The 14,583-nt window shown below is 72.5% G+C and carries 10 protein-coding genes; 4 read left to right on the top strand and 6 right to left on the bottom strand.

The genetic code is table 11. The annotated features are described in order from the left end of the window. Positions 1–242: 242 nt before the first annotated feature. Positions 243–1,736 carry a diaminobutyrate--2-oxoglutarate transaminase family protein gene (locus J8M51_RS21770; protein ID WP_086759229.1) on the bottom strand — a complete coding sequence of 498 codons (1,494 nt, stop codon included), beginning with the start codon at positions 1,734–1,736 and terminating at the stop codon, positions 243–245. Between the two features lie 377 nt (positions 1,737–2,113). Between J8M51_RS21770 and J8M51_RS21765 the strand changes: the two genes are divergently transcribed. Beyond that, positions 2,114–3,346 (top strand): trypsin-like serine peptidase, encoded by a 1,233-nt coding sequence (locus J8M51_RS21765; RefSeq protein ID WP_267299406.1) that lies wholly within the window; start codon positions 2,114–2,116, stop codon positions 3,344–3,346. 64 nt (positions 3,347–3,410) lie between these two features. Here the strand turns inward: J8M51_RS21765 and J8M51_RS21760 are convergent, their stop codons facing one another. From J8M51_RS21760 to J8M51_RS21750, 3 genes are all read right to left on the bottom strand, one after another. Continuing rightward, positions 3,411–4,685: a DegT/DnrJ/EryC1/StrS family aminotransferase gene (locus J8M51_RS21760; RefSeq protein ID WP_086763155.1), complete on the bottom strand. Its 1,275-nt coding sequence runs from the start codon at positions 4,683–4,685 to the stop codon at positions 3,411–3,413. Then, the gene (locus J8M51_RS21755) at positions 4,678–6,276 is read right to left on the bottom strand and encodes a Gfo/Idh/MocA family protein (RefSeq protein ID WP_267299405.1); all 1,599 of its coding nucleotides are present in this window, start codon (positions 6,274–6,276) and stop codon (positions 4,678–4,680) included. The genes J8M51_RS21760 and J8M51_RS21755 overlap by 8 nt, the downstream gene beginning before the upstream one ends. 318 nt (positions 6,277–6,594) lie before the next feature. After that, the gene (locus tag J8M51_RS21750) at positions 6,595–7,533 is read right to left on the bottom strand and encodes a LysR family transcriptional regulator (RefSeq protein ID WP_086759057.1); all 939 of its coding nucleotides are present in this window, start codon (positions 7,531–7,533) and stop codon (positions 6,595–6,597) included. 220 nt (positions 7,534–7,753) lie between these two features. Between J8M51_RS21750 and J8M51_RS21745 the strand changes: the two genes are divergently transcribed. From J8M51_RS21745 to J8M51_RS21735, 3 genes are all read left to right on the top strand, one after another. Continuing rightward, positions 7,754–9,118: a (5-formylfuran-3-yl)methyl phosphate synthase gene (locus J8M51_RS21745; RefSeq protein WP_216589090.1), complete on the top strand. Its 1,365-nt coding sequence runs from the start codon at positions 7,754–7,756 to the stop codon at positions 9,116–9,118. Between the two features lie 113 nt (positions 9,119–9,231). Next, entirely contained in the window at positions 9,232–10,146 is a 915-nt protein-coding gene (locus J8M51_RS21740) for a carboxymuconolactone decarboxylase family protein (RefSeq protein ID WP_267299404.1), read from the top strand. Between the two features lie 10 nt (positions 10,147–10,156). Further along, complete coding sequence (locus J8M51_RS21735) at positions 10,157–11,242, top strand: hypothetical protein (RefSeq protein ID WP_086760450.1); 1,086 nt, start codon at positions 10,157–10,159, stop codon at positions 11,240–11,242. 130 nt (positions 11,243–11,372) lie between these two features. Here J8M51_RS21735 and hflX read toward each other — a convergent pair whose 3' ends face one another. Then, positions 11,373–12,875 (bottom strand): GTPase HflX, encoded by a 1,503-nt coding sequence (hflX, locus tag J8M51_RS21730; protein ID WP_086760448.1) that lies wholly within the window; start codon positions 12,873–12,875, stop codon positions 11,373–11,375. Positions 12,876–13,042: 167 nt separating this feature from the next. Next, entirely contained in the window at positions 13,043–14,518 is a 1,476-nt protein-coding gene (locus J8M51_RS21725) for a M1 family metallopeptidase (protein WP_086760446.1), read from the bottom strand. Positions 14,519–14,583: the final 65 nt, after the last annotated feature.

Raw genomic sequence — 14,583 nt, 5'->3', positions numbered from 1 at the left:
CGGGGTGTGGGCTTCGGTGTCGTGATCGTGGGTGTGGGCCTCGGGGGTGGAGAGCGGCTTCAAGGCGGTTCCCTGGGTTGCTCGTGCGGGAGGGCAGTCGCGGGGCTGTACGGGCGAGCGGTGTCGGGGCGTGTGGGGAAGGCGGGCAGGGCGGTGGTCGGGTGTCTGGGACGCGCGGCTGGTTCGTGCTTCGCGGAGGGAAGGAGGGCTGTGCCCGGCGGCCGTTCGGGGTGGCTGCGGGCTCACTCCCCGGGGCTGGGTCCGCGGGCCGGGGCTCGCTCGGGCGGTGGGGTCACCGGGCCTCGGGTCTCGGCGGTGGACGCCACCGAGGCGATCGCGTCCGTCAGACGGTCGAGTACGGCGTCCGTCTGTTCGTCGGTGATCGTGAGCGGCGGGAGGAGGCGGACGACACCGGCATGGCGCCCGCCGAGTTCGACGATCAGGCCCCGGCGCAGGCACTCCCGCTGGACCGCGGTGGCGAGGGAAGGCGCGGGCGGGCGTGGGCCGGTGGTGTCGGAGGGAGGGGCCGCGTCCGGGGTGACCATCTCGATACCGATCATCAGCCCCCGTCCCCGTACGTCACCGACACAGGCGAAGTGCGAGGTGAGGCCACGGAGTTGGGCGAGGATGCGGGAGCCCAGGGTCTCGGCCCGTTCGGCGAGGCCGTTCTCGCGGACGTGGGCGAGGGTGGCGGTGCCGGCGGCCATGGCGAGCTGGTTGCCGCGGAAGGTGCCCGCGTGGGCGCCGGGCCGCCAGACGTCGAGGTCGTCGCGGTAGACCACGACGGCCAGCGGGAGGCTGCCGCCGATGGCCTTGGACAGGACCATCACATCGGGGACGACACCGCTGTGCTCGACGGCCCAGAACCTGCCCGTACGGCCCACGCCCGTCTGGACCTCGTCGGCGATCAGCGGGATCGAGCGCGCGGCGGTGATCTCGCGCATGCGGCGCAGCCAGCCGTCGGGGGCGGGGACGACACCGCCCTCGCCCTGGACGGGTTCGAGGATCATGCCGGCGGGCAGCGGCACACCGGACTTGGCGTCGTCGAGGACGGACTCGGTCCAGCGGGCGGCGAGTTCGGCACCGCGTTCACCGCCGACGCCGAAGGGACAGCGGTAGTCCTGGGGATACGGCAGCCGTGCCACTCGTACGTCGGAGGCGCCTCCGGACACTTCCAGGGCCCCGGCGGTCATCCCGTGGCAGGCACCGGTGAAGGCGAGCAGTCCGGTCCGCCCGGTCGCCGCGCGGACCAGCCTGAAGGCGGCCTCGACCGCGTCGCTGCCGGCGGGTCCGCAGAACTGGATGCGCGCGCGGTCCGCGAGGCCCGGCGGCAGGGTGCGGAACAGCTCGGTGGTGAAGGCGTCCTTGACGGGGGTGGCCAGGTCGAGGACGTGCAGGGGGGCGCCGGAGTCGAGGACTTTCCGGATCGCTTCGAGGACGACCGGGTGGTTGTGGCCGAGGGCGAGGGTGCCCGCGCCGGACAGGCAGTCGAGGTAGCGGCGGCCGTCGGCGCCCTCGATGGTCAGCCCACGCGCGCGTACGGGCACGATGGGCAGGGCGCGCGCGTAGGTGCGGGCCGCCGACTCGCGGGCGGCCTGCCGTCGCAGGATCCCCTCCCGCGCCGAGCGCGCCCCCTCGTGCTCCCGCCGTGTGCGAGCCCGCCCGTCCTCGTGTCCCGGGCGCGCCCGCTCGGGCTCACGCCCCGCCGGCGCCACCGCGGACTCGGTCACCGCCACCGCTGCACTTCCTCCCGCTGCTCAGAGGCGAGTTGGCAGGGGTCACCGAACACCGGCGGGTCCCCCGCACGTACCAACGACGCGACTCGCACGGGGAAGCGGGTGAGGCGAAGATCCTTGCCGTGACGGAACCGTTGCCGTTCCATCGGATGTCCCCCACAACGACCGCATAGTGTGTGGTGCCGTTCCGTAGGACGCGGCGCCGCGGATCCTCACCGAACCGCGCGTACGACGACTACGTACGAAGAAGCAGAGGTACCGAGCCGCGCGAATGCCGTGCCGGCTACGTACTAGGGGGCGGTGGGCGCGCGGCGGAGCCGTGCGTGATCCGCTTCGGCAGCACAGAGTTCTCATACGCCCCAGGGGGAGTTCAGACCATGCGACCCATACGACCGCTCTTCGCCGCTCGTCGCGGGAGGAGCACGCGCCGCAGGACCTCCCCCGTCGTGGCCGCGGTCGGCCTTGCCGCCGTGCTGTCGTTGACCGCCACCGCGTGCGGCTCCGGTGACACCACGGCCAACGCCGACGCGTCGGCGTCCGCGCAGGACAGCGGCAGCGGGGGCGACGGCAAGATCCAGATCCCGGACGACATCAAGGACAAGCTCAAGGAACACGGGATCGACCTCGACAAGTGGCGGGGCGGGGCCTGGAAGAACTGGAACAAGGACGACTGGCTGCGCGAGGCCGAGGACTACGTCAACCCGATCATCAAGGACCTGTGGGACCCGGACCGGATGCGGGACGCCGAGGAGCCGGAGAAGGAGGTCGACGAGAGCGACCTCACCGGTGACCAGGGCGTGACCGACCCGACGCCGGCGTCCGTCGACGCGGCGGCGGTGTCGGCGAAGTACCACGCGAACGTGCCCGAGGCGGGCAAGGTGTTCTTCGACGCGCCCGAAGGCACGATGGTCTGCTCGGCGACGGTGGTCCAGGACCCGGCCAACCCGGGCAAGTCCAACATGGTGTGGACGGCCGGGCACTGTGTGCACGCCGGCAAGTCGGGCGGCTGGTACCGCAACATCGCCTTCGTGCCCTCGTACAACGACAGCGGTATGTCGGCGTCGGAACTGCAGACGGCCACCAAGGAGCAGGTCGCTCCGTACGGTGTCTGGTGGGGGGACTGGGCGCAGACCTCGGACCAGTGGATCGAGCAGGGCGGCCAGACGGGCGGTGACGGGGCGCCGTACGACTTCGCGGTGATCCATGTGACGCCGGAGGAGGGCAGCGGGGGCAAGTCGCTGGAGGAGATGGTCGGTTCGGCGCTGCCGGTGGACTTCGCGGCGCCCGCCGTGCCGCAGGTGAAGAGCATCACGGCGACCGGCTACCCGGCGGGGGCTCCGTACGACGGCGAGACGATGTACCAGTGCACGGACAAGCCCGGGCGGCTCTCGCTCGTCGAGGCCGACCCGACGATGTACCGCATCGGCTGCACCATGACCGGTGGTTCGTCCGGTGGTGGCTGGGTGGCGACCGGTTCGGACGGCCGGCCCGCGCTGGTGTCGAACACCTCCATCGGTCCGGTGAGCGCCGGCTGGCTGGCCGGGCCGCGGCTGGGCAAGGAGGCCGAGGGTGTGTACCAGGCGGTGAGCGACAAGTTCGCGTCGCGGTGACGGTGCGCACGCGGTGACGGCAGGAGGGCGCGTGGAGTTGTCGGCCGCGCGCCCTCCGCCATTGTCATGCCGCCGCCTTCCTCCGTCCGGTGGCCGCGCGGTCGCGCAGCTGGTCGGCGTGGCAGGCCAGGCGGTCGAGGGCCTGGGGGAGGTGGTCCTCGGCGCCGGGGCGGAGCATCGCGGTGTGCGGGAGGACCACGGAGGACTCGTACAGGCGGGCGCAGTGCGGGAGTCGGGCCCGGCCGGGGGCGATGGCCTCCCAGTATTCCTGGGAGAGGTGGTGCCGGGGTTTGCTGTGCGGCAGGTAGGCGGGCGAGGTGTCGAGGGGGCGGTAGCAGGCCTCGACGGGGACGCGGAGTTCGGCGGCGAGGGCGGCTCGGACGGTCGCCACGGGGAGGTCGCCGAGGAGGTCCGTGCCGGGGACGTACGACAGGGCGAGGGCCTGTCCGGGTGGTCGTTCGACCTCGGGGAGCAGTCGGGCGGGGTGCAGGAAGCCGCAGGCGAGTGCCGCCTCGCGCCAGCGGCGGGTGACCGCCTCGCGTCGTTCGCGTTGTTCCGCGAACCGTTCGCACTGGGCGAGCAGGACGGCCGCCTGCCACTCGGTCATCCGGTGGTTGCCGCCCTGGAGGGGGCGCCAGCCGAGTGGCGAGCCCGCCGGTGGGCGGCCGCGGTCGCGGAGGCCGGAGAGACGGCCCGCGAGCAGGGGGTCGGCGGTGGCGACGCAGCCGCCCTCGCCCGCGGTGAGGGTGCTGGTCATCCCGAAGCTGAAGCAGGACAGGGTGCCGACCGAGCCGGCGCCGTGCCGGTCCCAGCGGGCGCCGGGTGCGTGGGCGCAGTCCTCGATCAGGGCGAGGCCGTACCGGGCGGAGAGGGCGGCCAGGGCCATCAGGTCGGGCATCGTCCCGTACAGGTGGACGGCGACGATCGCCCGGGTCCGCTCCGTGACGGCGGCCTCCACGGCGGCCGGATCCAGGCACCAGGTGTCGGGGTCCACGTCGACGAGGACGGGCACGGCGTTCGCGTCCAGGACCGCGCCGGCCGTGCCCGGGCGGGTGAGGCCGGGGACGATGACCTCGTCGCCGGGGCCCAGGCCGAGGGCCTCGCAGGCGAGTTGCAGGGCGGCGGTGCCGTTGCTGACGGTCAGGACACGGCCGAGGCCCTGCAGTGCGGCGAAGCGGGACTCGAAGCGGGTGCAGCGGGTGCCGCCGTGCAGTGACCACTGGCCGTCGTCCAGGACCTCGCGGAGCATGCGGGCCTCCAGCGGCCCGCGTTGCGGCCAGTCGGGGGGTTCGGCGACCACCGGGTCACCGCCGTGGAGCGCGAGATGGGGCTCAGGCACGGCTCGCCTCCTGAACGGGGTCGTCGACGGTGACGGGGGTGGCCTCGTGAGGGTCGGTCCGTCCGGGGACGGTCGACCGGCCGCGGGTGTCCGGCTCCCCGGAAGCGGTGGTGGCGTGCGCCGAGCGGTGGAGGCCGTCGGCGATCTTCTGCATGTGGACGAGCTGCGCGGTGGTCACGGGCGCCGGGCCCCGGCCCAGGCAGGCGTCGACGAACCCGGCGAGCTGGCGGCTGCGGGCGAGTGGCAGGTCGTGGGGCTTGCCCGGCAGGGGCGGGACGGTGTGCCCCGGGGCGGTGCCGTTCGGGTGCGAGAGCAGCAGCGGGAAGATCTCCAGCGCGCCCCGGTCGCCGACCAGCCGTACCCGGACGGTCTCCTCGTCGGAGGGATCGGCGGTGTACGCGGTGCCGCGCGAGGTGGCGTGGGCGGGGTCCTGCGCGGTGGCGTACGCGGGGCCGTACCAACCGGCGTATCCGGTGCTCTGCGAAGCGGCGGTGTACGCGGTGCCGCGCGAAGCCGTGAGGCTCAGGGACATGCCGTCGCGGCAGCGGATCAGGGCGGTGCGGCCGGGTCCGAGCGGGCCGGTGCCCGGCGCGGCGACGAGGCCGGTGGCTGGGCGCTGCGCGGGCGGGACGGGCGCCGCGTCCGGGCGCGCCCGGGCCGCCACGGCTCGGGCGGCCCTGGCGTCGGCGGCGTCGGTGCCCTGCCGGGCACCCAACCGCCGCCGCGCCTGCGCCGCCTGTGGCTGTGCGGTGCGGCCGTCCGCGTACGCCACCGCTGCGGGGGCCGGATCGGGAGTGGTCCAGAGCATCTCGACGGGTTCGGGGAAGCCGGTGATCCACATGGCCAGGTCGAGCAGGTGGATGCCGGTGCCGGTGAGGGGGCCGCAGTCGGCGGGGCCCTGGTGCCGGGGGCGGGTACCGGCGGCGGCCCGGGGCCGGTCGCGCACGTCTTCATCGGTGGCCCAGGACGCGCGGTCGGCGTTCTCCCCGGTCCAGAGGCGGCCGTCGGGTCCGTCGGCGGCGCCGACCGCATCGGGGGCACCGAGCGGACGGAGACCCCCGCCCCCGCCTTCCGCCCACCTCGCCCACCCCGCCCAGCACTCCTCGTCCACCGCCTCCCGCCGCCCCGGCGCCACAAGTTGGATCTCGTGGATCTCGCCGATCTCCCCCGCGTCGACGATGCGGCGGGCGGTGCGGGTCTCGGTGAGGTGGCGGTAGGGGAAGGCGTGGGCCAGGACGCGGTGTTCGGTCGTGGCGAGTGCGGCCAGTCGGGCCAGGTCCGCCGGGCCGGTGGCGGCGGACGGCTCGCAGAGCACATGGCAGCCGGCCCGGAGCGCGGTCGCGGCGAGCGGGACATGGAGAGGCGGCGGGGCGCAGATGCTGACGAGGTCCACGTCGGTCGTGGCGAGCAACTCCTCCAGGGAGGTGAAGACCTCGCGGACGCCGAACCGGCGGGCCAGCGCACGGGCTCTGGCGCGGTCGGGGTCGACCACGGCGGCCAGGTGCACACGGGGCTCGGCGGTGTGGGCGGAGGCATGGGCGGCGGAGGCGCTACGTCCGCAGCCGACAATGGCTGCGCGGAGATTCACCACGGTGAATACCCTTCGGCGATGCGGCGGCCGGAGACCGCGGGCCCGGTGGCCGGTGGTCCGGTGGCCGGTGGTCCGGTGGCCGGTGGTCCGGTCGCGTGGCCGGCCTTTTCCTCCGAATGCTCGCAACGCCGAACGGACGGCGTCCAATAGATTCGTTCATGCCGGGATGGAATGTTTGACGTCAGGTCGGCGATGCCTAAGGAGAAACCATTCCGCATCTTTCCCGGACGTTGATTCGCCACGCGATTCAGCCGGTGAATTCGAGAGACGATTCGACGGACTGCCGTATTCCGGGCGCGCCGCCGGAGTTCCGCCGCGTCATGCACCGGCTGCCGCGTCCCCCACCCCCGGCTCCGGCTCCGCCGCCCCCGCGACCGTCTCCGAGCAGGCCGTGACGAAGTCGGCGACCACCTGCCGGCCGTCGGCCGCGCGCCAGGCCACGGCGACCTCCGTGGGCGTGATCTTGTCGATCGGGCGGCAGACGACCCCGGGGCGGGGATAGAACCGCGCGGTGGAGGCACCGGTCAGACAGACCCCGAAGTTGTTGGCGATGGCCTCCATCCACTCGTCCGTGCTGTTCACCTCCGCGCCGATCACCACGGGATGGCCGTCACGGTGGTCGAGCGCCAGCCAGAAGTCGCGCCAGACCCCGGACTCCACGGGCACGGCCACGAACGGCTCATCCAGCAGCTGTTCGAAACGCACCACGTCCTGCCCGGCCAGCGGATGCCCGGCGGCCATCAGCACCCAGCGGTCCTCGGTCAGCAGCACCTGCGTACGGATGCTCGACGGCCCGTGCGGCAGCGGCAGCCGGACCAGCGCCACGTCCACGTCGCCGCCCGCCAGCCCCGCCGTGGGGTCGATCCACGGCGCCTGGGTCATCACGACCCGCCAGTCCGGGCGGATCATGCCGAAGGTCGCGAGGATCCGGGGTGTGAGTTCGCTGGCCGCGTTGGCGATGAACCCGACCCGCAGCGTCCGCTCCTCCGTCGCCGCGGCCTCCTGGGCCGCGCCGACCACGCCCTGCCAGTCGGCCAGGATCCGGCGCACCCCGGGCAGCAGCGCCCGGCCCGCGGCGGTCAGGGTCACCGAGCGGCTGGACCGCTTCAGCAGCGGCAGGCGAAGGCTTCGCTCCAACTGCTCGATCTGTTTGGAAAGCGCGGGCTGCGTAATGTGCAGGCGCTGCGCCGCGCGGGTGAAGTGCAGTTCTTCCGCAACCGCGACGAATGATCGCAGCAAGCGCAGATCCACATCCATGCCGAGAGGTTATCAACGAATCTATTGGACACGGCGCGCCCCGTACTGCGACATTCGAATGGCCATCGCGCACGGCGAAAGAACCGGCCGCCGTACAGGGCGGCACCTGGGCCAGGAAATGGCAAATCAGTGCGAGTCCGCGCGATCCGAAAGACGCGATCCGATACAGGCGATCCGATACAGCGATCCGACGCACGTGATCCGATACCGGGGTTCTCTCATGACCGATGACCGGACGATGAACCGCAAACTGCTTGTCAGTGTCTTCAATCCGCAAGAGGCCCGCGAGGCCGTCCTCGGGGGCGGCAGGATCATCGACAGCGAGGATCCGCGCAGCGCCCTCGGCAACATCAAGCCGCAGCAGATCATGGCGGTCAGCGACGCCGTGCTCGGCTTCCGGCGCGATCTGGAGGTCCAGCTCTCCACCAACATCGGCGAGGACCAGCTGCTCTTCGACCGTTCCGGCACCGGCGCGGCGATCCAGAAGTCCGCGTACGAGATCGCCGGCAAGGCCTCGCAGGCCGCGCTCGGGGTGGCGGTGTCCATGGGGACCCGGGTGCATCCCTGCGGCATCGTGAAGGTGGGCCTGGACGGCATGGAGACCGGGCTGCTCACCGATGTGCTGCGCGAGTGCGTGCAGACCCTGCGGCGCACCGAGGGCTTCTCGCACACCCAGGTGATGTCGGTGCTGTTCGCCCAGGATCTCGATCTGTGGGAGGAGCGCCGCTCGGTGGACGCGATCCGCCGGGCCCTGGTCGGCCTGCGCGAGTTCCACCCCGGCGAGCCCGGCACCGAGCACGGCTTCGACCTCACCGACTACGCGGCCGGGACGCTGCGGGACGAGGACGGCAGGCTCCTGTTCACCGACCCCGGTCAGGTGGACCTGGAGTCGCTGATCGACCACGGGGTCCTGCCCGAGGGCACCCGGCACACCACGGTCGCGCTCAACGAGCTGTTCCCGCACGCCCGTTACGGCATCACGGGCGACCCCTCGGCCCGCCGCACCGACCGCGAGGCCATCGCCCGCATGGTCGACGCGACGGTCCGGGCGGGCGCGGGCGCGATGATGCTCGACACCAGCGTGCTGCTGAAGGTCGCCCGGGTCGGGCTGGTCGCCACCGAGCGCAGCCCGGAGATGACCGACTTCAACTCCCTGGACATCGACGAGACGACCGGTCTGAAGCGGCGGGGCATCCTCGGCCTGGACGACATCCGGTTCTTCGTCGACTACTGCCACCACCGGGGCATCGAGGCCAACCTCGCCGGTTCCGTCACCAGTTACCAGGCCCAGCAGCTCTGGCGGCTGGTCCCGGAGGTCGACCAGATCTCCACCCGGGGCGCCGCCTCGGCCGTGGCCCAGAACCCGCACCGGCCCGAGGGCGAGGGCGAGGACTCCCGGCGCGACCGGGTGATCGTCCGGAGCCTGGTCCGCGGTCTGGTCCCGCCGGAGCAGGGCGGCCACCTGTGGCTGCCGCAGGAGATGAAGCCCCGGTCCGGGGAGGCCGTGCGCGAGGTGCTGGACCGCTTCCCGGGGCTCGTCGGCCACTGGGCGGACCGGTACGGCCGCCTCACCCCGTTCGGCTGACCCGCCCCGCCCCGCCGGTCACGACCACCGATCCCGTTCATCCGCCCCCGCCTGACCCCGCTCGGCCCACGGCCGACGCTTTCCCACCCGGAGCCGACAAGGAGTGTGACCCCATGTCCGATCTGATCCCGCCCGCCGCCCCCGGCCCCCGTGTGCCCGTGCTGCCCGCCGGGCGGACCGAGGCGCGGATCCGGACCGAGCTCGACAGGTCGGTCCGGGACTGGGGCATTCCCAGCAACCTGTTCCGGACGATGGCGTGGCTGCCCGGCCTCGCGCTCACCGAGGTCGAGTACGCCAACTCGTTCATCTTCGACGCGCCCCGGTACGCGCCCACGCCGCGACCTCCCGGGGACCCGGCCGGGGAGAGCGTCCTGTTCCCGCAGGGCGGCTTCGTGGACCGGGTGACGAAGGAGCTGGTCATCAATCTGGTGAGCCTGCTCAACCGCAGCCGGTACTCCCTCACCCACCACAGCTTCATCGGCTACGGCCTGCTCAGCGCCCAACTCCCGCATGTGGACCCCGCGCAGCGGGCGGCGCGCGCCGAGGAGATGCTGCTGCGGCTGGTGGACTCGGCGGGGCGCCCGGACTGGGAGGACCGGACCTTCACCTGGGAGGGGGTCACCGCACCCCTCTACACCGTGCCGCAGCAGCACTGCCTGCGGCTGGCGGAGACCATCCAGCGCGACCCGCACGCGGTCACCGACGCGCAGTTCGCCGAGTTGCGCGAGGTGCTGCGGGGCGTGGCCGCGGAGAACATCGCCAAGGGGCCGCTCGCGGAGGTGCCGGGCACCGGCACGGAGGCCTATCTGGAGGCCTGGGTCAACGCGATGACCGTCGAACTGACCTGGTGCGTCGTGCACTTCGACGGGCTGCTCAACTCCTGGTTCACCGTGCTGCGCGTGATGGACGAGACGGGCGCCGAGGACGAGCTGGACGTGGACTTCGTCGCCGCCTACAACGCGGGGGTCCCGGACCGGATCAAGGTACGCAACAACAACCTGCTCGGCCCCACGGGCTGGGGAAGTTGAGGACGGACACATGCCCGAGAACCCGACCCTGACGACCACCACCGACACGGCCGCGAGCGTGACCGCGACCACGGCCGCCGCGTCCACCGCCGCCGGGCCGCCGGCCCCGCCCGAGCGGCCGTCCGTACCCACCGCGACCGGTCTCCCGGTCCCCGGCGGCCCGGCCATCCGCTTCGCCTGGCACACCGGCGACTGGTTCGACGTCTTCGAGAAGCATGTCGCCCTCATCCAGTCGGACATCGCCCGTGCCCAGGCGGAGGACCGTGTCGTCGTCTATCTGAGCTGCCCGATCAGTTCGCGGGGCGGCGGTCACTTCCGGACCAACACCGAGATCGCGAACTTCGTGGCCCGGCGGCTGGCCTCCGAGTGGGGCGAGCGGTTCTTCGTCGTCAACCCGGCCGCGTACCAGCTGGAGTCGAAGGAGGGCACCGGCCTGGTCACACGGCACATCGAGGAGCTCGCCCGGGAGAGCGGCCGGCAGCTGCGGCTGGACGACCTCATGGCCGCCGCACGGCCGACCGGCGGCGACTACATGCGCATGTGGACCCGGGTGCTGGCCGAGGACCACTACCTCATGGACCCGCCCGGTCCGCCCGGCCGGCCCTCCCGCCGGAAGCTGCAGCTCGGCGGCCTGTTCGACGCGTTCTACTTCCTCGGCCCCGACGACGTGCACGGCTTCTTCCGGGCCGACTCGGGCGGCGGCAGCGGCGGTGCGCTGGTGGCCGCGGTGGAGTCGTATTTCGCCCGCAAGTACGCCGTCGACCCCGACTTCTGGACCGACTTCGGCACCGTCCCGGACGCGCCCCCGGGCGGCAGGCGTCCGCTCGATCTCACCGACCCGGACGACGCGGCGGTCTGGGAGGCCCGGCGCAAGGAGTTCGTCCGCTTCTACACCGTGCGGGCGGGCGGCTCGTACAGCCTCGGCTGCCATGACGAGTGGAACATCTTCGTCCGGCTGAACCGGGCGCGTGCCGAGCATCCCGCCTACGGCCCCGGTGAGCTGATCGCCGCCTACTACGGCGGACGTGCCCGCTCGATGGCCGAGAGCGAGACGGAGACCTCCCCCGGTTACGAGGTCTTGGAGAGGACCACGTAGCGCGGGGGCGGACGGGGGGTGTGCGGGGGCACCACGCGGCCGGTGCTCCCGCACACATACCGAAGGCCCGCCCCTCGGCGGAGGGGGCGGGCCTTCGGCCATGCCTGGACGACCGGGTACGCCGAGGACGTCAGGCGGTCGTGGCCGCCGGAACGTACGGCGCCAGGTCGGACGCCAGTTCCTCGTGCACCCGGGCCTTGAGCAGGGTGCCCTCCGGGGTGTGCTCCTCGGAGATCACCTCGCCCTCGGTGTGGGCGCGGGCGACGAGCTTGCCGTGGGTGTACGGCACGAGCGCCTCGATCTCGACCGAGGGACGCGGCAGCTCGGCGTCGATCAGGGCAAGCAGCTCCTCGATGCCCTGGCCGGAGCGGGCCGAGACGGCGATGGAGCGCTTCTCGATCCGCAGCAGCCGCTGCAGCGTCAGCGGGTCGGCCGCGTCCGCCTTGTTGATCACCACGATCTCGGGCACCTTCGTGGCACCCACATCGCGGATGACCTCGCGCACGGCGGCCAGCTGCTCCTCCGGCGCGGGGTGCGAACCGTCGACCACGTGCAGGATCAGGTCGGAGTCACCGACCTCCTCCATCGTGGAGCGGAACGCCTCGACGAGGTGGTGCGGCAGGTGGCGTACGAAGCCGACGGTGTCCGCCAGCGTGTACAGCCGCCCGCTCGGGGTCTCGGCCCGGCGCACGGTCGGGTCGAGGGTCGCGAACAGGGCGTTCTCGACCAGGACGCCCGCGCCGGTGAGACGGTTGAGCAGGGAGGACTTGCCGGCGTTGGTGTAACCGGCGATGGCGACCGAGGGCACCTTGTTCCGCCGGCGCTCCTGGCGCTTGATCTCGCGGCCGGTCTTCATCTCCGCGATCTCCCGGCGCATCTTCGCCATCTTCTCGCGGATCCGCCGCCGGTCCGTCTCGATCTTGGTCTCACCGGGGCCACGGGTGGCGAGGCCGCCGCCCTTGCCGCCGCCCATCTGACGGGACAGCGACTGACCCCAGCCGCGCAGCCTCGGCAGCATGTACTGCATCTGCGCGAGCGCGACCTGCGCCTTGCCCTCCCGGGACTTGGCGTGCTGGGCGAAGATGTCGAGGATCAGGGCCGTACGGTCGATGACCTTGACCTTGACGACGTCTTCGAGGTGGATGAGCTGTCCCGGGCTCAGCTCACCGTCGCAGATGACGGTGTCCGCGCCCGAGTCGAGGACGATGTCCCGCAGCTCGTTGGCCTTGCCGGAGCCGATGTAGGTGGCCGCGTCCGGCTTGTCGCGGCGCTGGATCACGCCGTCGAGCACGAGCGCGCCCGCGGTCTCCGCGAGGGCGGCCAGCTCGGCGAGCGAGTTCTCCGCGTCCCGCGAGGTGCCCGTGGTCCAGACACCGACGAGCACCACACGCTCCAGGCGGAGCTGGCGGTACTCGACCTCGGTGACGTCCTCGAGCTCGGTGGAGAGGCCCGCGACACGGCGCAGGGCCGCGCGGTCGGAGCGGTCGAACTGGTCGCCGTCCCGCTCTCCGTCGATCTCGAAGCTCCAGGCGACGTCCTCTTCCATCAGGGCATCGGCCCGAAGACCTTCGGGGGTGTGCTGCGCGGCGAAGGCGCTCTGTGCGTCCTGGGAAGGGGAAGAAGAGGAGGTCATTGGGTCCTTACGTCGATGGGCTACCGAAGGGGTGACGAACCGCTGCGGACCCTCGCGGATCCCGAGCCGTCACTGGCGACAACGTCCGGGGATTCCGGGAGATTCCCGGGGATTCCCGCCGTCGACCCGACGATGGTCGCACGGTACGCCCCGTCTCGTCACGTGGGTTATTTCCCTTCCTCGACCGGGGCCGACCTCCAGTCGGGGTGCCCCGGCATCGGTGGCGTCCCGACCTCGTACAGCCAGGCGTGGAAGAAGGCGTCCAGGTCGCGTCCGGCGATCCGGGAGGCGAGGTCGCGGAAGTCGGCGGTGGAGGCCACGCCGTCCCGGTGGACGGTGACCCAGGCCCGCTGGAGCAGGGCGAAGTCGTGGGTGCCGATCTCCTGGCGCAGGGCGTACAGGAAGAGTGCGGCGCCGTCGTAGACGTTCGCCCGGAAGATGCCGATCTTCTGGCCGTTCCTGGGCTTCTTGGGTTCGGCCGGCGGTCCCGCGGCGGCGCGCCAGCGGTCGGAGGAGGCGTACGCGGCCTTCATGCGTGCCTCGACCGTCCGGCCCGCGGTCTCCTCGGCGTACAGGGCCTCGTACCAGGTGGCGTGGCCCTCGTTGAGCCACAGGTCGGACCAGGTGCGGGGGCTGACGCTGTTGCCGAACCACTGGTGGGCCAGCTCATGGACCATGATCGACTCGACGTACCACCTGGGGTACTCGGGCCGGACGAACAGGTCCCGCTCGAAGAGGGAGAGGGTCTGGGTCTCCAGCTCGAAGCCGGTCTGCGCCTCGGCGATCAGTACGCCGTACGTCTCGAAGGGGTAGCGGCCGACCTTGCCCTCCATCCAGCTGATCTGGGCGGGGGTCTTGGCGAGCCAGGGTTCGAGCTTCTCGCGGTCCTTGGCGGGGACCACATCGCGGACCGGCAGACGGTTCGGGCCGGTGCGGTGGACGACGGCGGAGCGGCCGATGGAGACCTGGGCCAGCTCGGTGGCCATGGGGTGCCGGGTGCGGTAGGTCCAGGTGGTGGTGCCGGCCGCGCGGTCGGTGTCGGTGACGAGGCCGTTGGAGACGGCCGTGTAGCCGTCGGGCGCGGTGACGCGCACGGTGAACATGGCCTTGTCGGAGGGGTGGTCGTTGCAGGGGAACACCACGTGCGCCGCGTCGGCCTGGTTGGCCATCGCGAGGCCGTCGGCGGTCCGCAGCCAGCCGCCCTCGACATCGCCCGTGTACACGGGGTCACTGGTGTGCCGCACGGTGATCCGGGTCCGGCTGCCCTCGGGGAGCGGCGCCCCAGGGGTGATCACCAGGTCCTCCCCCGCGCTGGTGAAGGAGGCGGGCTCCCCGTCGACGTCGACGGAGTCGACCTTGCCATGGGTGAAGTCGAGGTTGATCCGTTCCAGCCGGGCGGTGGTCCGGGCGTCGATGGTGGTGACGGCGGTGAGGGGCTTGCTGTTGCTGCCGGGATAGGTGAAGTCGAGGTCGTACGACCGCACGTCGTAGCCCGGGTTGCCGAGGTGCGGGAAGAGCCGGTCGCCGACGCCGAGCGGCTCGGCGGGTGAGGGGGCGCTCGCGGCGGTCAGGCAGACGGTGACGGCGGAGGCGAGCAGCGCGGCCTGGACGCGGCGGCTCCCGATGCGTGGGGTGAGCGGCATGGACCACCGCTACCAGCGCGCCCCCGCTCCGCGCCGCCGACGCGCAGCGGGCCCACCCGAACGAG

Source organism: Streptomyces griseiscabiei (genome assembly GCF_020010925.1).
Taxonomy (GTDB): Bacteria; Actinomycetota; Actinomycetes; order Streptomycetales; family Streptomycetaceae; genus Streptomyces; species Streptomyces griseiscabiei.
This window is presented reverse-complemented; position numbering and strand designations above follow the sequence as displayed.